This is a genomic window from Candidatus Sphingomonas phytovorans, from assembly GCA_029202385.1.
Classification (GTDB): Bacteria; Pseudomonadota; Alphaproteobacteria; order Sphingomonadales; family Sphingomonadaceae; genus Sphingomonas; species Sphingomonas phytovorans.
This window is the reverse complement of sequence record CP119314.1, coordinates 322,060-339,093: the sequence shown is the minus strand read 5'-3', so window position 1 is coordinate 339,093 and position 17,034 is coordinate 322,060. Positions and strand designations below refer to the sequence as shown.

Sequence of the window (17,034 nt, the reverse complement as noted above, 5' to 3'; positions counted from 1 at the left end):
GATGTCCGTTCTTTCCCTTCTTTTCCTGATTGCCGGGCTGGGCCTGATCGGCTGGTTGACCGCGCGGGTGCGTGCCGTCAGCTTCCGCCGCGACAGCAGCGCCCGGTTCAGTTCGTTGCCGTCACATCACGGCACCTATGTCGCCTTGTGGACAGTGCTGCCCGCGGCCTTGTTCCTTGCGGTCTGGTCCTCGGTGTCGCCTGCGCTGGTCACCGACTCGGTGCTCAAAGCTCCGGCCGCCGCTCACCTGCCCGCCAACCGCTTCGAACGCGCATCAGTGCTGTCCGAGGCGCGCAATCTTGCCGCGGGACGGAGCTTCGGCACCTTCAACCCGCTCTCGCAGGAGCTCGCGCCGGCCTATGCGGCGGCGCAGAAGCGCTATGACTGGATCGGCAGCGCGGTGGCGCTGTTGCTTGCCTTCGCAGCGGGTGCATGGGCGTTCACGCGAGTCCGGCCGGCATTCCGCGCGAGGACCCAGATCGAACGCGTCGTCATGCTGCTGCTGCTCGCTGCCTCGCTGATCGCGATCCTGACCACCCTGGGGATCGTCGCGTCGCTGCTATTCGAATCGGCACGTTTCTTCCGGATGGTGCCGATCGGTGATTTCCTGTTCGGCACGCACTGGAGCCCGCAGGTCATTTCCGCCAGCGACCCCGGTGCATCGCTTGGCGCGGTGCCCCTGTTCTGGGGCACCTTCTTCATCGGCGCGGTGATCGCGATGATCGTCGCGATCCCGTTCGGACTGATGAGCGCGATCTACCTGACCCAATATGCCGCCCCGCGCGTGCGCGCGTGGATGAAACCGATCCTTGAGGTCCTCGCTGGCGTGCCTACGGTGGTCTACGGCTATTTCGCCGCGCTGACGGTGGCACCGGCGGTGCGCGATCTTGCCGTGTCGCTGGGCGTGACCTGGGCCTCGTCCGAAAGCGCGCTCGCCGCCGGGCTGGTGATGGGGGTGATGATCATCCCCTTCGTCTCCTCCATGGCTGACGATTCGATCGCAGCCGTCCCGTCGTCGATGCGTGACGGTAGCCTCGCCATGGGCGCGACCTCGTCCGAGACGATCCGTCGGGTGCTGCTTCCGGCGGCGCTGCCCGGCGTGGTCGGCGGCGTGCTGCTCGCCGTCAGCCGCGCGATCGGCGAGACGATGATCGTGGTGATGGCCGCATCGGGCGTCGCGACGCTGACGCTCAACCCCTTTGCAAGCGCGACCACCGTCACCAAGCAGATCGTCGACCTGCTGACCGGCGAAGCCGAGTTCGACAGCCCGAAGACGCTCGCCGCCTTCGCCCTAGGGCTGACCCTGTTCGTCGTGACGCTGCTGCTCAACATCATCGCGCTCACCGTGGTGAAGCGGTACCGGGAAGCATATGAATGAGTAGCGCCCTGATGGAGAAGGCGCCGACCGACTGGCGTGCCGAAGCGATGCAGCGCCGCATCCGCCGTCGCTACGCCGCCGAGCGCCGGTTTCGGCTGCTCGGGCTCGGCGCAGTGCTGATGTCGGCGGGCTTCCTCGTCTTCCTGCTCGTCACGATGATGGCGAATGGGCTTGGCGGCTTCTCGCGCACCGAGATCAAGCTGCCGATCGACTTTCCCAAGGCGGGGCTGACGCTCGACACCTCCCGGCTGTCGGGGCCTGGCGCCGACTTGGCGCTGGCGGGTGCGGGCATTCAGGATGCGACCGACACCGCCGCGATCGCCGCCTTCGGCAAGGATGGCGACAAGCTCATCTCCGATGGCGCGTGGCTGAAGGTCCGGAGCGCCGTGAAGGCCGATCCCACGCTTCTGCGCGGCCGCGCGACGATCGCCGTGCCTGCCTCGGATTCGATCGACATCGCCGCCAAGGGCAAGGGATCGCCCGAAGCCGAAGCGATCGTCGCGAGGCTGAAGGCAGCCGGGGCGTTGACCACCGGTTTCAACCTGTCCTTCCTTCAGGAAGCGGATTCGACCGACCCGACAATGGTCGGCATCTGGGGAGCGCTGAAGGGATCGATCTTCACGATGATCGTCACCCTGCTGCTCGCCTTCCCGGTGGGTGTGCTCGCGGCGCTTTATCTCGAGGAATATGCGCCCCGGAACCGCTGGACCGACCTGATCGAGGTGTCGATCAACAACCTGGCGGCGGTACCCTCGATCATCTTCGGCCTGCTCGGCCTTGCGGTGTTCCTCAACACCTTCCACCTGCCGCGCTCAGCGGCGATCGTCGGCGGTCTCACCCTGGCGCTGATGACAATGCCGGTGATCGTAATCGCCGGGCGCAACGCGATCAAAAGCGTGCCACCGTCGATCCGCGACGCAGCGCTCGCGGTGGGTGCGTCGCCGGTGCAGGTGGTCTTCCATCACGTGCTCCCACTCGCTTTGCCCGGCATCCTGACCGGCACGATCATCGGCATGGCTCGTGCGCTCGGCGAGACCGCGCCGCTGCTGATGATCGGCATGCGCGCCTTCATCGCCTCCCCGCCCGAGCGGCTCACCGACCCGTCGACGGTGCTGCCGGTGCAGATCTTCCTCTGGTCGGATCAGGTCAATCGCGGCTTCGTCGAGAAGACCAGTGCTGCGATCATCGTGCTGCTCGCCTTCCTGCTCGCGATGAACGGCATCGCGATCTACCTCCGCAATAAATTCGAGACCCGCTGGTAATGACCCAACACCTCAAGATGACGGCCAACAACGTCAACGTCTTCTACGGCAAGAAGCAGGCGATCAGCGATGTGTCGATCGATATCGATCAGGATCTCGTCACCGCGTTCATCGGCCCGTCGGGCTGCGGCAAATCGACCTTCCTGCGCACGCTCAACCGAATGAACGATACCGTCGCCAGCGCGAAGGTGACCGGCGACATCAGGCTCGACGGCGAGGATATCTATGCGCCCGAGATGGACGTGGTGCAGCTCCGCGCCCGGGTCGGCATGGTGTTCCAGAAGCCCAACCCGTTCCCGAAATCGATCTTCGAGAATGTGGCTTATGGCCCGCGCATCCACGGCCTGGCGTCAAGCAAGAGCCAGCTTTCCGGCATCGTCGAGCAATCGCTGAAGCGCGCCGGCCTGTGGGAGGAAGTGAAGGACCGGCTGCAGGACAGCGGGACCGCGCTGTCGGGCGGTCAGCAGCAGCGGCTGTGCATCGCCCGGGCGATCGCGGTCGATCCCGAGGTGATCCTGATGGACGAGCCCTGCTCCGCGCTCGACCCGATCGCCACCGCGAAGATCGAGGAACTGATCCACGAACTGAAGGGCCGCTACGCCATCGTGATCGTCACGCACAACATGCAGCAGGCGGCGCGAGTTTCGCAACGCACGGCGTTTTTCCACCTCGGCACGCTGATCGAGTACGGCGCGACCTCGGACATCTTCACGAACCCGCGCGAGGAGCGCACCAGGGACTATATCACCGGCCGCTACGGCTGAGCCACGGGACAGATGCAGTGAGCGAACATACGGTAAAGGCATTCGACGACGATATCGGCGAGCTGCGCGGCCTGATCGCCGAGATGGGCGGGCTGGCCGAGCAGGCGATCGGCGCTGCGATCCAGGCGCTGCAACGGCACGACCTGGAAGCTGCCGCCCGGATCGTCGCCGACGACAAGAAGATCGACGCGCTTGAGATGCGGGTGGAACAGCTTGCCGTGCGCATCATCGCGCTTCGGGCGCCGATGGCGGTCGACCTGCGCGAGGTGGTCGCGGCACTCAAGATCGCGGGCGTGGTCGAGCGGATCGGGGATTATGCCAAGAACATCGCGAAGCGCGTGCCGCTGATCGACAGCCATGGCGATATCGAGCCCCTGTCGGTGCTGCCGGCAATGGCGACGCTGGCCGCTGCTCTGGTCCATGACGTTCTCGATGCCTTCGCCGCGCGCGATGCCGATGCAGCGGTGTCGGTGTGCGAGCGCGACAAGGCGGTGGACGATTTCTACAACAGCCTGTTCCGGGTTCTCGTCACTCATATGATGGAGAATCCCAAGACGATCGGCCAGGTCGCGCACCTGTTGTTCATCGCGAAGAACCTGGAACGAGTCGGCGACCACGCGACCAACGTCGCCGAGATGGTGTATTATGCCGCAACCGGCACGCACATGGCCGAGCGTGACCGCGCGGCGATCGAAACGATCTGAAGGAGCAAGACCGATGGCCCGGGCTAAAATGCTGCTGGTTGAAGACGATGCGGCACTTGCCGAACTGCTCGTCTATCATTTCAAACGCGAGGATTTCGAGGTCAAGCAGACCCCGGACGGCGAGGAAGCCCTGTTGCTCGCCAAGGAACAGACCCCCGATATCGTGCTGCTCGACTGGATGGTAGAGGGGCTGTCGGGGATCGAAGTGTGCCGCCGCCTGCGCCGCATGCCCGAGACGGCGAACGTGCCGATCATCATGCTCACCGCGCGCGGTGAGGAAGAAGACCGGGTGCGCGGTCTCGAAACCGGCGCTGACGATTATGTGACCAAGCCCTTCTCGCCCCGCGAACTGGTGGCACGGGTCGGCGCGGTGCTACGCCGCGTTCGGCCGGCGCTGGCCGGCGAACAGCTCACTTATGGCGATGTCGAGATGGACACGGTCGGCCACAAGGTTCGCCGCGCGGGCGAGGTCGTGCCGCTCGGCCCGACCGAGTTCCGCCTGCTCAAGCATTTCCTCGAGCATCCCGGCTGGGTGTTCTCGCGCGAGCGGTTGCTCGACGCGGTATGGGGGCATGATTCGGACATCGAATCCCGCACCGTCGACGTGCACATCCGGCGGCTGCGCAAGGCGATCAACGGGACCAACCGGCCGGACATCATCCGCACGGTGCGCTCAGCCGGTTACGCGCTGGATTCGGGAGCCTGACCGCTCCTTCTCCTCCCCACGGGGAGGAGAAAAAAGAATCGTCTGCGAAACGAGGGAGCCATGCGCCCACCCGCGCGTTTGGGGTGGGCGCGGCGAAAGCCTGCGCGTGAAAAGCAGGAGACTCCGATGAAGTTGATCCTCTTGGCCGCACTGGCGGTCGCGACGCCGGCAATGGCGCAGGATATGTCCACGTCGCAGACGACATCCACGACCGCGGCAGATCCGGTCGGCGGCTATCAACCCTCCCAACCAGCGTTGTCGGGCACGCCCCAGCCCGGCGTGAAGCCGGTCTTCGTCCAGGCGCCATCGCCGGACCAGGCATTCCCCCCGCCCCCGGCGCTGGCGCACTATCCGATCTGCAAGCGCGGCCAGTTCGACAAGTGCATGCAGCGCGGCGGACGCTAGGATGACTGGCGGGCGACCGGGAGCGCCCGCCCTTCTCCTACCCAGCGCTCTTGCCTTGACGGCGCGATAGAATAGGAAGCGCTCCATCATCTTTGGGAGCGCCCGCATGACCATCAGTTTCAAGGACCGCGTCGCAATCGTCACCGGCGCAGGCGGGGGCCTCGGCCGCGCCTATGCGCTCGAACTGGCGAAGCGCGGTGCCAAAGTCGTCGTCAACGATCTCGGCGGCTCGCGCGACGGCACCGGCCATTCCGACGCCGCGCTGAAGGTCGTGGAAGAAATCGAGGCGGCCGGCGGCGAGGCGATGTCCGATGGCGGCAGCGTCACCGAATATGAGCATATGGTCGAACTCGTCGCCAAGGCGAAGGCGAAATGGGGCGGCGTCCACGTCCTCATCAACAATGCCGGCGTGCTGCGCGACAAGAGCTTCTCCAAGATGGAGCCGGCCGATTTCAAATTCGTGGTCGATGTCCACCTGATCGGATCAGCTAACGTCACCAAGGCAGTGTGGGAGACGATGCGCGAACAGAATTACGGCCGCATCCTGATGACCGCATCCTCGACCGGCCTGTACGGCAATTTCGGCCAGACCAACTACGGCGCCGCCAAGCTGGGTCTCGCCGGCTTTGCCAAGACGCTCTATCTCGAGGGCGCGAAGAACAACATCAAGGTCAACACCATCGCCCCGACCGCGGGCACGCGCATGACCGAGGACCTGTTCCCGCCCGAAGCGTTCCAGGCCTTCGCGCCGGAGAAGGTCGTGCCCGCCGCCCTCTACCTCGTGTCCGAGGATGCGCCGACCAACATGATCGTCGGCGCCGGGGCCGGCGTATTCCAGGCGGCCTATGTTACCCTGACCCAGGGCAAGCTGCTGACGGGTGACGAACTGAGCCCTGAAGGTATCGCAGCGCACTGGAACGAGATCGTCGACCGCGCCGGCGAGATGACCCCCCAGTCAGGCGCCGAACAGGCAATGTCGATCCTGAAAAAACTGCAGGGCGGCTGACACTGTATCAGTGTATTGTCATTACAATACACTGATGGTATTCTTCCCCGACAGGAGGAGAATGCCATGTACAGCGAAAGCGATCTCGACGACGCGGTGGCGGCCGGGGCGATCTCCCGCGACGCCGCCCGCGCTCTGCGCAATCACGTCGCCAGGAGCCATGCGGCGCCAGCGGTGGACGAGGAGCATTTCAGGCTCCTGAGCGGGTTCAATGATATCTTCGTGGCCATCGCTGTCGGGCTGGTGCTGGTTGCGCTTGCGTGGATCGGCCAGTCGATCACGACACCCCTCGCAGGCGCCCTGGTGGCGATCGCCGCCTGGGGTCTCGCCGAATATTTCACCCGGCAGCGGCGCATGGCCCTGCCCAGCATCCTGTTGCTGATCGCATTCGTCGGCGGTGTCGCCGCCACGCTTGTCGGTGTGCTGGTCGAAATCGATCCCAATCTCTCGGAACGCACCAACGCCATCATCGGCGCGGGCATCGGCCTCGTTACAGCGGGCGCAGCCTGGCTTCACTGGAAGCGCTTCATGGTCCCGATCACCGTTGCAGCGGGTGCCGCCGCACTTGTCGCCGTCGCGGTTGCGCTGACCGTCGCGGCAATCCCGGCGGCGAAGGATGCCATCTATCCGATCCTGTTCGTCGGTGGCCTCGCGGTGTTCGCGCTGGCCATGTGGTGGGACGTGTCGGACCGGGAGCGCCGCACCCGCCGTTCGGACGTCGCCTTCTGGCTTCACCTTGCCGCGGCACCGCTGATCGCGCATCCGGTGTTCCACATGCTCGGCGTGTTCAACGAGACGATCACGCTCAACCTCGCGGTAATCGTGCTCGCGCTCTATCTCGTCTTCGCCTTCGTCGCGCTGGCGGTCGACCGGCGCGCGTTGCTCGTCTCAAGCCTCGCCTATGTGCTCTACGCGATGTACGTGCTGTTCTACAGGGCCGGGGCGGTCGAACTGGCCTGGGCCTTCACCGCGCTGGCGATCGGATCGACGCTCCTGACGCTCTCGGCCTTCTGGCACCCGATGCGCCGCCTCGTGGTCGGCACGCTGGGCAATCTGAGCGAGCGCCTTCCGCCGGTAGGATCGATGTCGCCCGCCTGACACGAGCCATCCCGGCGAAAACCTGCCCCCGGCCACCCATCGGGTCGCCGGGGGTTTGCTTATTGCCAGGGATTTTCCTTATTGATCGACGAGCTTCATCAGCCGGCGCTCGAGCGGCGCCAGCACGGGGGCGAGTTCATGTCCCCGTTTCAGCACCACGCCGGCCTCGTTGACCAGCGCCCACATCCCCTGGCGATGGCGCAAGGCCGGGTGCTTCTCGATGCGATATTCGGGTCGTTCCGCCGCGCGGCGAAAGGCGGCGAACACCGCCGCGTCGCGGCCAAGTTCGATCGCATAGTCGCGCCAATGCCCGGCGGAAACCATCCGGCCATAGAGATCGAGGATGCGGTTGAGTTCGAGGCGTTCGAAGCCGACCTGGCCGGCACGCCCAAGCGGCAGCGGAAAAGGGGTTACCGTCCCCATCAGGCCTCCGCCACCAGGCCGTCAGGCACGGTCGCGCACGTTCTTGCGCTTGGGTTCGGACTCGGCGAGCAGCGTGTCGAGCCGCTTCCGCATGGTCTCCAGCTCGCAGCGAAGCAGTTCGACCTTCTGCGTCTGCGGGTCGAACATGTCGCTGCACGGCGTGCCATAAGCGAGGAATTCCTGTGGCTTCTGCCCACCCTCGACCATCGTCGCACGGGCCGGAATGCCGACCATCACCGCGCCCTCGGCCACATCGCGCGTCACCACGGCATTGGCGCCGATGCGCGAACCGCGGCCGACAGTGATCGGACCGAGCACCTGGGCGCCCGACCCGATGATCGCGCCTTCGAGGATCGTCGGGTGGCGTTTGCCGGCCACGCCGTTGTCGGGGCTGGTCCCGCCAAGCGTGACGCATTGGTAGATGGTGACGTTGTCGCCGATCTCCGCCGTCTCGCCGATCACCACGAAGCCATGGTCGATGAAGAAATTGCGGCCGATCTTCGCCCCAGGATGAATGTCGATCGCGGTCCAGGCGCGGGAGAAATGGTTTACCAGCCGCGCGAGGAAATAGAAACGCGCACCGTACAGTCGGTGCGCGAGGCGATGCCAGACAAGCGCCCACACGCCGGGATAGGTCAGAACCTCCAGCCGAGACCGCGGCGCGGGATCGCGCGCCTTGATCGAATCGAGATAGGCGAACATCCGCTCCATCATCTCGCGTCCCCTTTTCTGGGGCGATATCTAGGCGCTCATTCCAGCGAATTAAAGGACCGGCTGGTCGCTAACTTTCGCCGCATAAACCCTATCTTGCTTGTAGGATTTCACCAGACAGGCGAATTCGACGCAAATCGGTCGCGGAGAGTTTTGCCAGATGTTCGACATTTCGCTCGCCACCGTTGAGGCAGTGCTGCCCTTCATCGCGGTCGGCTTTGCCGCGCAGATGATCGACGGGGCCCTTGGCATGGCGTTCGGCGTGATCAACAATACGCTGCTGGTGAGCTTTCTCGGCCTGTCTCCCGCCGTCGCCTCGGCCAGCGTGCACGCAGTGGAAACCTTCACCACCGCCGCGTCGGGAACGAGCCATATCCTTCACAAGAACGTCAACTGGAAGCTGTTCCGCAGGCTGGTGATCCCGGGCGTGATCGGCGGCGTGCTCGGCGCCTATGTACTGAGCAACCTCGACGCCTCGGTCGCGAAGCCGTTCGTGATGGCCTATCTCGCCTCGATCGGCCTGTACCTGCTGTACCGCGCCTGGCGCGGCCGGGTTGAACCACGCGAACCCAAGATCATCGAACCCCTCGGGCTGGTCGGCGGGTTCCTGGATGCGGCGGGCGGCGGCGGCTGGGGACCGGTCGTCACCTCCAACCTGCTCGTCCAGGGCGCGAGCCCGCGCAGCACGATCGGCACGGTCAACACGTCCGAATTCTTCCTTACCGCGACGATCTCCGCCACCTTCATCGCCACCATGGGATTCGCGGCGTTCACCCTGCAGACGGTGGGGCTGCTGATCGGCGGGCTGATCGCCGCGCCGTTCGGCGGGCTGCTGGCCAAAAGAGTGCCGGCAAGGTTGCTGATGGGGCTGGTCGGCGTGCTGCTGACGGTGACGAGCGCCTATACGATCTGGTCGGCGGTGATGAAGTAGAAGTCTTCCCCCTCTGCTCCCCTCCCGCAAGCGGGAGGGGCAAAGAGCTCAGTTCAGCGCCGCATGCGCCGTCGCGACTGCCTTCATCACGGCACCGATGCGCACCGCGGTCTGGATCGCCTCGGCGGTGGCGCCGGCCTTCTTCAACACATTCTCATGCGCGTCGATGCACATGCCGCAGCCGTTCATCGCCGAAACGGCGAGGCTGAACAGCTCGAAATCGACCTTGTCGATGCCCGGCGCGCCGATCACGTTCATGCGCAGCTTGGCCGGCATGGTGCGGTATTCCTGGTTTCCGGCCAGATGGGTGAACCGGTAATAGACGTTGTTCATCGCCATCACCGCCGCAGCCGCGCGCGCCGCATTGGCTGCCTCGAGCGACAGCTTCCCGGCTACTTCGGCCTCGGTCGCGTCGACCAGCGGCTTGTAGCCCGAGCCGTGCGCGCAGGTAAGCAGCAGGCCGTATTTCTGCTGATCGGGCAGGTGTGCCTCATTAAGCAGCGACCCGACGTTCAGGCGGATATCCTTGGCGAAATCGGGCAAGGTGCCCGCAAATTCCTTGAGCGACATGTCATGTCCTTCTTCACCCTCGTTTCTCCGCCCCTCCCGCTTGCGGGAAGGGTCGGTGGAGGGCCTGTCAAAAAAAAGAGGGCGCGCCGCTTGCGGACACGCCCTCCCCTAGCCCCTCCCGCAATGCGGGAGGGGAATCTTCTCAGGCAGCGACCTGGAGGACGTCATCGCCCTTGTTCCAGTTGCACGGGCAGAGCTCGTCGGTCTGCAGCGCGTCGAGCACGCGGAGCGTCTCGGCCGGGTTGCGGCCGACGTTCAGGCCATTGACCTGCACCGCCTGGATCACATTGTCCGGGTCGATGATGAAGGTCGCGCGATAGGCGACATGCTCGTTCGCATCGAGGATGCCGAGCTTCGACGCGAGCACAGCACCATTGTCCGCCAGCCACGGGAAGTCGGCGGCCGCCAGATCCGGATCCGACTTGCGCCAGGCGAGATGGACGTGCGCGGTATCGGTCGAGGCGCCGATCAGCACGGCGTCACGATCGGCAAAATCGTCCTTGAGCGCGGCATAACCGACGATCTCGGTCGGGCAGACGAAGGTGAAGTCCTTCGGCCAGTAGAACAGGACCTTCCAGCGGCCAGGAAATGCGTCGTGGCTGAGCGTCTCGCCGGCGGGCAGCGCGTCGGTGCCCTGCTGGACGGGAACGGTGAATTCGGGGAGCTTGTCTCCGACGGTAAGCATTGGTGGCCTCCTCAAGGAATGGGTCGGCCTTCGGCATCCTCGCGACGCGGCGATTGATTCGCCGTCTGTGCTGCGCTGCATATAAGGCTGGCATTTGATCGATCCAACAGGTTATTTAGGCACCGTTGATCGAGTGAGGCGATTATGGCCACCTATCTACCTACGCTGAAGCAGCTCCAATATCTGGTCGCGTTACAGGACCATGGCCATTTCGGGCGGGCGGCGGAGGCGTGCTTCGTTACCCAGTCGACTCTGTCCGCCGGCATCCGCGAACTTGAAACGCTGATCGGCGTGACCCTGGTGGAACGCACCCGTCGCGTCGTCCGCTTCACGCCGCTGGGCGACCGAATCGCCGACAAGGCGCGGCGGGTGCTGCGCGAGGCGGAGGAACTGGGCGACCTCGCCCGCGCCGCCGGACGCCCCCTGTCGGGCGAGATGCGGATGAGCGTGATCCCGACGATCGCTCCCTTCATGCTGCCGCGAATCCTGCCCCGGTTGCGACGCGATTATCCCGACCTGAAACTGTTCCTGCGCGAGGAACCGAGCGCCGCCGCCTGCGAGGGCCTGCACAATGGCCGCACCGATTGCGTGCTGCTCGCCCTGCCCTATGCCTGTGGCGAGGTCGCGTCGCAGTTCCTGTTCGAGGACCGGCTGTTCGTCGCAGGGCCCGAAGGCGAGATCGGCAGCGCGACCGGTGCGATGCATGCTGACGATATCGACGAGGACCGGCTGCTGCTGCTCGAAGACGGGCATTGCCTGAAGGATCACGCGCTGGCCGCCTGCAACCGGCCCGAGTTGCGCGCCGAGGCGACGATGCTCGGCACCTCGCTCCACACCATCGTCCAGATGGTCGACAATGGCCTGGGCGTGACGATGCTGCCGGAAATGGCGCTCAAGGCCGGCATCCTCGAGCATACCGGACTGACGGCGCGGCCACTGGACGCCGCGAATCCTGCACGCCGCATCGCGCTTGTCTGGCGTCGCGCGTCGCCCCGCGAAAAGGATTTCCACCTGCTCGCCGAGGTACTTGCCGAGGCGCAGTAGCCTGCGGCTCTGAAACCATTCGGCCGCCGGACCGTATCTTGTCGTGCGCATTCTCCTGGATCGTTCCTTGAGCGCGCATTCGATATAACTGGAGAGACTGATGAGATTTTCCACCAAGCTTCCGGTTGTGGCGATGTCCGGCCTGCTGATGGTCGCCGTTTCCGCCGCCGAGGCTCGTGCCCCGCAGGAGAGCACTGCCCCCGCTGCCGCCGCCACACCCAATCCCGCAGTGGGCGGCGCGGCGATGGACGCGGCCAAGCCGATCACCGAGAACGCAGCAGCGGCGCCGAACCTGACGACGCTGGTGAAGGCGGTGAAGGCAGCCGGCCTTGACGCGACGCTTTCCGGCCCCGGCCCCTTCACCGTGTTCGCACCGACCAACGATGCATTCGGCCGGCTGGCTGCCGGCACGGTCGATACGCTGATGAAGCCCGAGAACAAGGCGACCCTGGTCAAGGTGCTGACCTATCATGTGGTGCCGGGCATCATCACGCTCGAGCAGCTCAAGCAGAAGATGACCGCCGGCGGCGGCACCACGACGCTGACCACCGTCGAAGGCGCGACGCTGACGGTGACCGACCTCAACGGTGCGATCCAGCTGACCGACGCCAACGGCAACAAGAGCTATGTCGAAGTGCCCGACGTCCGCCAGTCGAACGGCGTCGTGCACGTCGTCAACGGTGTGCTCCTGCCGAAACTGGGCTAGGTTTCGTCCCACCGCGCGGCGGCGTCTGCGTCGCTGCCGCGCGGTTCGACCCAGCGTGCCTCACCGCCGCGCGTCTCGCGCTTCCAGAACGGCGCCTGCGTCTTCAACCGGTCGATCAGGAAAGCGCAGGAATCAAGCGTCGCCGCCCGGTGCGTTGCAGCGGTACCGACGAAGACGACCAGATCGCCCGGCTGCATCAGCCCCACCCGATGCACCACGCTCACCGCCGACAGGCCCCAGCGCGCCGCGGCTTCCTCCGCCAGTCCCCGTAGCGCCGCCTCGGTCGCGCCCGGATAATGTTCGAGCTCAAGTGTCGTGACGCCATCGTCGCCGCGCACCACGCCGACAAAGGTCGCGATCCCGCCAACGCCCGCCGCCATGATCGCGGCGAACGCCGCTGCCTGGTCGATCGGCTCCTGCTGGACGGCGATATGAATCATCCGCCCGTCACCGGCGGGAAGATCGCCACCTCGCGCGGGTGCCCGAGCGGGGCGTCGAGACCGACGAATATCTGGTCGACCGCGGCGCGCAACCTGCCACGATCGGCCAGCGCCCGGGCGTGACCGTCGCTTCGTGTCGCGAGCCAGTCGACCAGGTCGGAGACACGCGCCAGTCCTTCGGGCGGATCAAGTGTTTCGGCGCTCGTGCCGATTGCCTCGCGCACCCAGGAAAAATAGAGCAGATCGATCGCCATGACGGCCCTCAATCCATGTGCTTGAGGCCGACCCGCAGATAGTCCCAGCCGGTGATCAACGTCAGCCCCGCCGCGCCCCATAATGCCGCGAGACTGACGGTCTGGAGCCAGGGCCAGCCGGGCACGGCGCCGGCAAGGATCAGCCCGCCGAGGGAGACGAGCTGCAGCGTCGTCTTCCATTTGGCGAGCTTCGACACCGGGACCGACACCTGGAGCTGGGCCAGGAACTCGCGCAGGCCCGAAACCGCGATCTCGCGCAAGAGGATGATGATGCCGGCGATCAGCGACCAGCCGGCGATATCGCGCGTCGCCACCAGCATCAGCACCACGGAGGCGACCATGATCTTGTCGGCGATCGGATCGAGGAAGATGCCGAGCTTCGACACGGTCCCCTTGGACCGGGCCAGATAGCCGTCGAAATAATCGGTGATCCCCATCAGGCAATAGAGCGCGAAGGCGATCGCATATCCCGCCGGCCAGGCCGGCCACCACAGGAAGCCGACAAGCAGCGGCACCGCGAGAATCCGCGACAGGGTGAGGATATTGGGCAGGGTCAGCATCGCCATCAATCCTAGGGTCCGGCGCCCTCCCCCGCAATGCCGGAGTCTGGCCGGAGACACGCCCGTGTCAGCCGACGGGACGCCGGTCACCGACTATTCGGTTGCTGCGCCGTCGCCGGGTCGGCTATGCGGTGCCCTTGTTTCGCCACATGTGAGGCCGTTTCCCATCATGCTCAACGCGCTCGGCTTGCTGAAAGAGCGCCGGTTCATGCCGCTTTTCGTCACCCAGTTCCTCGGTGCCTTCAACGACAATCTCTTCAAGACCTCAATGGTGTTGTTCGCGACCTATCAGGTCTTCAACGACCCCAAGATCGAACAGAGCTTCAACGCGCTCGCCACCGGGCTGGCGATTCTTCCCTTCTTCCTGCTGTCCGCCCTGTCGGGGCAACTTGCCGACACGACCGACAAGGCGAAGATCATCAGGATCGTAAAGACTGCGGAGATCGCGATCATGCTGCTCGGCGCCGCCGGATTGATGGTGGCGAAAGCCGGATTCTGGACCCTGGGGCTTGGCCTGATGCTGAGCGCGGTACTCTGCCTCGGCGCGCACTCGACCTTTTTCGGTCCGATCAAATACGCGATCCTGCCGCAGCATCTGAAGACGGACGAAGTGCTCGGCGGTACCGGCCTGGTCGAGGCGGCGACCTATCTCGCCATCCTGCTCGGTACGATTTTCGCCGGCGTGCTGTCGGTCGAGGGAGCGGCGATCATGGGCATCTGCGTCGCCCTGATCGGCTGGCTCACCGCGAGGATGGTACCGGCGGCCCCGCGTGAAGGCGCGGTGCTGTCGATCAACTACAACCCGTTCACCGCGTCGTGGCGATTGATCAATGCGACGATGCACATCCCCCGGCTGTTCCTCGCGATCTGCGCGATCAGCTTCTTCTGGACGATCGGCGCGGTGCTGATCGTCACCTTCCCACCGCTGGTGAAGAACGTCCTCACCGCCGATCCGCGCGTTTCCAGCATCGTGATCGCGTTGTTCTCCATCGGGATCGCGATCGGATCGATCGTCATCAACACCCTGCTGAAAGGGCGGGTATCAGCGAAATACGCGCCGGCCTCGGTGATCGCGATGGGCGGCATGGTCGTCATCTTCTCACTGATGATCCGCGCCTGGCCGGCGGCACCGGCGGGCACGCTGTACGACTGGGTCGGGTTCTTCCAGATTCCGCGCGCGATCCCGCTCGTGCTGGTGCTGATGGGAATCGCGATCACCGGCGGCATGTTCGTGGTGCCTCTCTATACCTTCCTCACGACGACCGTGACCAAGGACCAGACGGCGCGCACCGTCGCGGCGAACAATGTCGTCAATTCTGGCGCGATGGTGGTCGGCACCTTATTGGTGCTGGGCGCCTCGGCGCTCGGCGTAACGCCCGACAACATGCTGTTCGTGGTCGCCGGCATGTGCCTGATCTCGGCGTGGCTGGCGCAGAAGCTGCATCTCGCCTGCGATTGAGGCGGCGCGATTGAAGCAGCGGCGCCGCGCCTTCAGAAAATGAAGGTGTAGATGCAGATGAAGAAGGCAGTGAAGCTCAGGGCGAAAAGCCTCAGATCCTGATCGTCATTGTGCGGCCGCGCCGGCTTCCGGGGCTGTGCCTGGGCAAGCTGCTGGCGGAACGGATGACGGGCGACGGGAGCCGGAAGGGCGAGATGCTGTGCCATGGGCAACAGTTAACGCCGCGTTTACGATTCGAACCAGCACCGAATTCGGTTAACGCGAGTCCGATACCGGGACAGAATCGCGCGAGCCACAGGGATCGCGTCGCAAGGTTGGACGATGGCATCCCGCAAGCGTAAGATCACGCGGTGAGCTTCTTCGAAAGCCTGACCCCGCTGTCGCTGATGCCGATCCTGCTGCCGCAGGTGACGCGATGGCCCCGGATTCCTCGTCTAGCGATGCCGGCGATGAAAACTGGACGACAGGAATGCCATCCAGGCCTGTTCCGATCCCCGCGTTGATCGGCGACTCGCTTGCGAAAGGCGTGCGGCGCGGGATCGCCCGGCAGGTGCGCGCCGTGTTCAACGATACGGCGAAGGGCGAGCGCCCGGTGATGCGCAGCGACGATGCGCTGTTCGAACCGGGATCGGTCATATGGCGCGTCCATGGCGACGTCACCACCATGATGGTGGGCGGCGTGACCGCGCTGCTGCTGCAGATGCTGCACCCGGCAGTACTGGCGGGTGTGTGGGATCATTCGAACTTCCGCACCGACATGCTCGGGCGGCTGCGGCGGACGGCCCGGTTCATCGCGACGACTACCTTTGGCGCACGAGGCGAGGCGGAAAAGGTCATCGCCCGCGTGCACGATATCCATGACCGGATCGATGGCACGCTGCCTGACGGTACGCCCTATCGCGCGAGCGACCCGCGACTGCTCGCCTGGGTGCATGTGACGGAAGCCATGAGCTTTCTCGATGCCTGGATCCGCTATGGCGAACCTGGCATGACGCCCGCGGACCAGGATCGATATTTCGCCGACTTCGCCCGGATTCCCGAAGCACTGGGTGCCAATCCGGTGCCGCGCAGCCGCGCCGAGGCGGAGGCGCTGATCGCGACGATGCGCCCCGAACTGGCCGTCGACGCAAGAACACGGGAAGTCGCCGCGCTTGTCCTGAGGCAGCAACCGCGGAACCTGACCGCCACCCCGGTACAGGCGATCACCTTCCAGGCGGCGGTCGACCTGTTGCCCGGCTGGGCGCGGCGGATGCACGGCCTTCCCGCGCCACGCCTGACACGGCCGCTGGTGCGTGCGGGGACTTTCGGCATCGCCCGAACGCTGCGCTGGGCGTTCGGCTAGCAATCCCGCCCGGGAAAGGGAATGATCCGCATCATCGAGACCCCGCCAGCATCCATATGGCGGGTTTCAGTACCGGGCCATCGCATTTTTTCCTATTAAACGCGTGGGAATTGATCCATGGAGGCTGCGGACACGAAACAGGGTGGAACGCGGCGGCGAATAGACGCCTCCTCGCCACGCCCTGAGCAACCACGGAGAAACCGTCCATGAAGAAGTTCGTTATCCTTCCGCTCGTCGCCGTCGCCACGCTCGGCCTCGCTGCCTGCGACAAGTCGGCACCTGTCGACAACACCGCGAACGTGAGCGAGATCACCCTGAACAGCGAAGACACGCTGGACGTCAACGCGGCCGACCCAGCCGCGCTGAACGTGACCGACAACGCGACCGTGGTGGACAACGCAACCGCCCTGGACAGCGCCGGGAACGTCACGGCCAAGTAAGCCTGACTTTCGACGTTACCCAAGCAGCGTCGGAAAACGGGGCCGCGCGACCGGATGGTCGCGCGGCCCTTTTCATTGAGGTTCAAGCCTTCGGAATTTCGTCGCATGGCCAAGGCGGACTATCGCACGGCAAAGCAGACCTCTAT

At 65.1% G+C, this 17,034-nt stretch carries 22 protein-coding genes; 14 read left to right on the top strand and 8 right to left on the bottom strand.

Features of this window, described 5'->3' with window-relative positions:
• Position 1: 1 nt before the first annotated feature.
• The 8 genes from pstC (at position 2) to P0Y59_01570 (ending at position 7,323) form a co-directional block, all read left to right on the top strand.
• Entirely contained in the window at positions 2 to 1,378 is a 1,377-nt protein-coding gene (pstC, locus tag P0Y59_01605; protein WEK00419.1) for a phosphate ABC transporter permease subunit PstC, read from the top strand.
• Positions 1,375 to 2,640, top strand: coding sequence for a phosphate ABC transporter permease PstA (pstA, locus tag P0Y59_01600; GenBank protein ID WEK00418.1), 1,266 nt, complete (start codon positions 1,375 to 1,377; stop codon positions 2,638 to 2,640). The genes pstC and pstA overlap by 4 nt, the downstream gene beginning before the upstream one ends.
• Positions 2,640 to 3,404 (top strand): phosphate ABC transporter ATP-binding protein, encoded by a 765-nt coding sequence (locus P0Y59_01595; protein ID WEK00417.1) that lies wholly within the window; start codon positions 2,640 to 2,642, stop codon positions 3,402 to 3,404. The genes pstA and P0Y59_01595 overlap by 1 nt, the downstream gene beginning before the upstream one ends.
• 17 nt (positions 3,405 to 3,421) lie before the next feature.
• Complete coding sequence (locus P0Y59_01590) at positions 3,422 to 4,108, top strand: phosphate uptake regulator PhoU (protein WEK00416.1); 687 nt, start codon at positions 3,422 to 3,424, stop codon at positions 4,106 to 4,108.
• A 13-nt stretch (positions 4,109 to 4,121) separates the two neighbouring features.
• Positions 4,122 to 4,814, top strand: coding sequence for a phosphate regulon transcriptional regulator PhoB (phoB, locus tag P0Y59_01585; GenBank protein WEK00415.1), 693 nt, complete (start codon positions 4,122 to 4,124; stop codon positions 4,812 to 4,814).
• Positions 4,815 to 4,940: 126 nt separating this feature from the next.
• Positions 4,941 to 5,219 (top strand): hypothetical protein, encoded by a 279-nt coding sequence (locus P0Y59_01580; GenBank protein WEK00414.1) that lies wholly within the window; start codon positions 4,941 to 4,943, stop codon positions 5,217 to 5,219.
• Between the two features lie 106 nt (positions 5,220 to 5,325).
• Positions 5,326 to 6,225, top strand: a complete 900-nt coding sequence (locus P0Y59_01575; GenBank protein WEK00413.1) for an SDR family NAD(P)-dependent oxidoreductase — start codon at positions 5,326 to 5,328, stop codon at positions 6,223 to 6,225.
• A gap of 66 nt (positions 6,226 to 6,291) precedes the next feature.
• Positions 6,292 to 7,323, top strand: coding sequence for a hypothetical protein (locus tag P0Y59_01570; GenBank protein ID WEK00412.1), 1,032 nt, complete (start codon positions 6,292 to 6,294; stop codon positions 7,321 to 7,323).
• A gap of 78 nt (positions 7,324 to 7,401) precedes the next feature.
• Here P0Y59_01570 and P0Y59_01565 read toward each other — a convergent pair whose 3' ends face one another.
• A complete protein-coding gene (locus P0Y59_01565; protein ID WEK00411.1) occupies positions 7,402 to 7,746 on the bottom strand; it encodes a DUF2794 domain-containing protein in 345 nt (114 codons plus the stop codon).
• A gap of 21 nt (positions 7,747 to 7,767) precedes the next feature.
• The gene (locus P0Y59_01560; GenBank protein ID WEK00410.1) at positions 7,768 to 8,460 is read right to left on the bottom strand and encodes a serine O-acetyltransferase; all 693 of its coding nucleotides are present in this window, start codon (positions 8,458 to 8,460) and stop codon (positions 7,768 to 7,770) included.
• Positions 8,461 to 8,617: 157 nt separating this feature from the next.
• Here P0Y59_01560 and P0Y59_01555 point away from each other — a divergent pair, with 157 nt between their 5' ends.
• On the top strand, positions 8,618 to 9,388 hold the full coding sequence (locus P0Y59_01555) for a sulfite exporter TauE/SafE family protein (protein ID WEK00409.1): 771 nt from the start codon (positions 8,618 to 8,620) through the stop codon (positions 9,386 to 9,388).
• A gap of 48 nt (positions 9,389 to 9,436) precedes the next feature.
• Here P0Y59_01555 and P0Y59_01550 read toward each other — a convergent pair whose 3' ends face one another.
• Together P0Y59_01550 and P0Y59_01545 are read right to left on the bottom strand one after the other, a co-directional pair.
• The gene (locus P0Y59_01550) at positions 9,437 to 9,958 is read right to left on the bottom strand and encodes a carboxymuconolactone decarboxylase family protein (GenBank protein ID WEK00408.1); all 522 of its coding nucleotides are present in this window, start codon (positions 9,956 to 9,958) and stop codon (positions 9,437 to 9,439) included.
• Positions 9,959 to 10,100: 142 nt separating this feature from the next.
• Complete coding sequence (locus tag P0Y59_01545) at positions 10,101 to 10,643, bottom strand: peroxiredoxin (protein WEK00407.1); 543 nt, start codon at positions 10,641 to 10,643, stop codon at positions 10,101 to 10,103.
• A gap of 144 nt (positions 10,644 to 10,787) precedes the next feature.
• On the opposite strand from P0Y59_01545, the gene P0Y59_01540 reads away from it, so the two are divergent.
• Together P0Y59_01540 and P0Y59_01535 are read left to right on the top strand one after the other, a co-directional pair.
• On the top strand, positions 10,788 to 11,687 hold the full coding sequence (locus P0Y59_01540) for a hydrogen peroxide-inducible genes activator (GenBank protein WEK00406.1): 900 nt from the start codon (positions 10,788 to 10,790) through the stop codon (positions 11,685 to 11,687).
• Between the two features lie 100 nt (positions 11,688 to 11,787).
• Complete coding sequence (locus P0Y59_01535) at positions 11,788 to 12,393, top strand: fasciclin domain-containing protein (GenBank protein ID WEK00405.1); 606 nt, start codon at positions 11,788 to 11,790, stop codon at positions 12,391 to 12,393.
• Here P0Y59_01535 and P0Y59_01530 read toward each other — a convergent pair.
• From P0Y59_01530 to pgsA, 3 genes are read right to left on the bottom strand one after another with little or no spacing between them, the layout of a single operon-like run.
• Complete coding sequence (locus P0Y59_01530) at positions 12,390 to 12,833, bottom strand: molybdenum cofactor biosynthesis protein MoaE (GenBank protein WEK00404.1); 444 nt, start codon at positions 12,831 to 12,833, stop codon at positions 12,390 to 12,392. The two genes, P0Y59_01535 and P0Y59_01530, sit on opposite strands and share 4 nt — an antisense overlap.
• A complete protein-coding gene (gene moaD, locus P0Y59_01525; protein WEK00403.1) occupies positions 12,830 to 13,087 on the bottom strand; it encodes a molybdopterin converting factor subunit 1 in 258 nt (85 codons plus the stop codon). The genes P0Y59_01530 and moaD overlap by 4 nt, the downstream gene beginning before the upstream one ends.
• Before the next feature lie 8 nt (positions 13,088 to 13,095).
• Positions 13,096 to 13,647: a CDP-diacylglycerol--glycerol-3-phosphate 3-phosphatidyltransferase gene (gene pgsA / locus P0Y59_01520; protein ID WEK02464.1), complete on the bottom strand. Its 552-nt coding sequence runs from the start codon at positions 13,645 to 13,647 to the stop codon at positions 13,096 to 13,098.
• A 169-nt stretch (positions 13,648 to 13,816) separates the two neighbouring features.
• On the opposite strand from pgsA, the gene P0Y59_01515 reads away from it, so the two are divergent.
• On the top strand, positions 13,817 to 15,106 hold the full coding sequence (locus P0Y59_01515) for an MFS transporter (protein ID WEK02463.1): 1,290 nt from the start codon (positions 13,817 to 13,819) through the stop codon (positions 15,104 to 15,106).
• 32 nt (positions 15,107 to 15,138) lie between these two features.
• Here P0Y59_01515 and P0Y59_01510 read toward each other — a convergent pair whose 3' ends face one another.
• Positions 15,139 to 15,312, bottom strand: coding sequence for a hypothetical protein (locus P0Y59_01510; GenBank protein ID WEK00402.1), 174 nt, complete (start codon positions 15,310 to 15,312; stop codon positions 15,139 to 15,141).
• Between the two features lie 263 nt (positions 15,313 to 15,575).
• Here P0Y59_01510 and P0Y59_01505 point away from each other — a divergent pair, with 263 nt between their 5' ends.
• A complete protein-coding gene (locus tag P0Y59_01505) occupies positions 15,576 to 16,448 on the top strand; it encodes an oxygenase MpaB family protein (protein ID WEK00401.1) in 873 nt (290 codons plus the stop codon).
• 206 nt (positions 16,449 to 16,654) lie between these two features.
• Complete coding sequence (locus P0Y59_01500; GenBank protein WEK00400.1) at positions 16,655 to 16,888, top strand: hypothetical protein; 234 nt, start codon at positions 16,655 to 16,657, stop codon at positions 16,886 to 16,888.
• The last annotated feature ends 146 nt before the right edge of the window (positions 16,889 to 17,034 follow it).

Coding starts and splice junctions, on each gene's coding strand:
- pstC (WEK00419.1), top strand. CDS start 2: ATGTCCGTTCTTTCCCTTCTTTTCCTGATTGCCGGGCTGGGCCTGATC.
- pstA (WEK00418.1), top strand. CDS start 1,375: ATGAGTAGCGCCCTGATGGAGAAGGCGCCGACCGACTGGCGTGCCGAA.
- P0Y59_01595 (WEK00417.1), top strand. CDS start 2,640: ATGACCCAACACCTCAAGATGACGGCCAACAACGTCAACGTCTTCTAC.
- phoB (WEK00415.1), top strand. CDS start 4,122: ATGGCCCGGGCTAAAATGCTGCTGGTTGAAGACGATGCGGCACTTGCC.
- P0Y59_01580 (WEK00414.1), top strand. CDS start 4,941: ATGAAGTTGATCCTCTTGGCCGCACTGGCGGTCGCGACGCCGGCAATG.
- P0Y59_01575 (WEK00413.1), top strand. CDS start 5,326: ATGACCATCAGTTTCAAGGACCGCGTCGCAATCGTCACCGGCGCAGGC.
- P0Y59_01570 (WEK00412.1), top strand. CDS start 6,292: ATGTACAGCGAAAGCGATCTCGACGACGCGGTGGCGGCCGGGGCGATC.
- P0Y59_01565 (WEK00411.1), bottom strand. CDS start 7,746: ATGGGGACGGTAACCCCTTTTCCGCTGCCGCTTGGGCGTGCCGGCCAG.
- P0Y59_01560 (WEK00410.1), bottom strand. CDS start 8,460: ATGATGGAGCGGATGTTCGCCTATCTCGATTCGATCAAGGCGCGCGAT.
- P0Y59_01555 (WEK00409.1), top strand. CDS start 8,618: ATGTTCGACATTTCGCTCGCCACCGTTGAGGCAGTGCTGCCCTTCATC.
- P0Y59_01550 (WEK00408.1), bottom strand. CDS start 9,958: ATGTCGCTCAAGGAATTTGCGGGCACCTTGCCCGATTTCGCCAAGGAT.
- P0Y59_01545 (WEK00407.1), bottom strand. CDS start 10,643: ATGCTTACCGTCGGAGACAAGCTCCCCGAATTCACCGTTCCCGTCCAG.
- P0Y59_01540 (WEK00406.1), top strand. CDS start 10,788: ATGGCCACCTATCTACCTACGCTGAAGCAGCTCCAATATCTGGTCGCG.
- P0Y59_01535 (WEK00405.1), top strand. CDS start 11,788: ATGAGATTTTCCACCAAGCTTCCGGTTGTGGCGATGTCCGGCCTGCTG.
- P0Y59_01530 (WEK00404.1), bottom strand. CDS start 12,833: ATGATTCATATCGCCGTCCAGCAGGAGCCGATCGACCAGGCAGCGGCG.
- moaD (WEK00403.1), bottom strand. CDS start 13,087: ATGGCGATCGATCTGCTCTATTTTTCCTGGGTGCGCGAGGCAATCGGC.
- pgsA (WEK02464.1), bottom strand. CDS start 13,647: ATGCTGACCCTGCCCAATATCCTCACCCTGTCGCGGATTCTCGCGGTG.
- P0Y59_01515 (WEK02463.1), top strand. CDS start 13,817: ATGCTCAACGCGCTCGGCTTGCTGAAAGAGCGCCGGTTCATGCCGCTT.
- P0Y59_01510 (WEK00402.1), bottom strand. CDS start 15,312: ATGGCACAGCATCTCGCCCTTCCGGCTCCCGTCGCCCGTCATCCGTTC.
- P0Y59_01505 (WEK00401.1), top strand. CDS start 15,576: ATGCCATCCAGGCCTGTTCCGATCCCCGCGTTGATCGGCGACTCGCTT.
- P0Y59_01500 (WEK00400.1), top strand. CDS start 16,655: ATGAAGAAGTTCGTTATCCTTCCGCTCGTCGCCGTCGCCACGCTCGGC.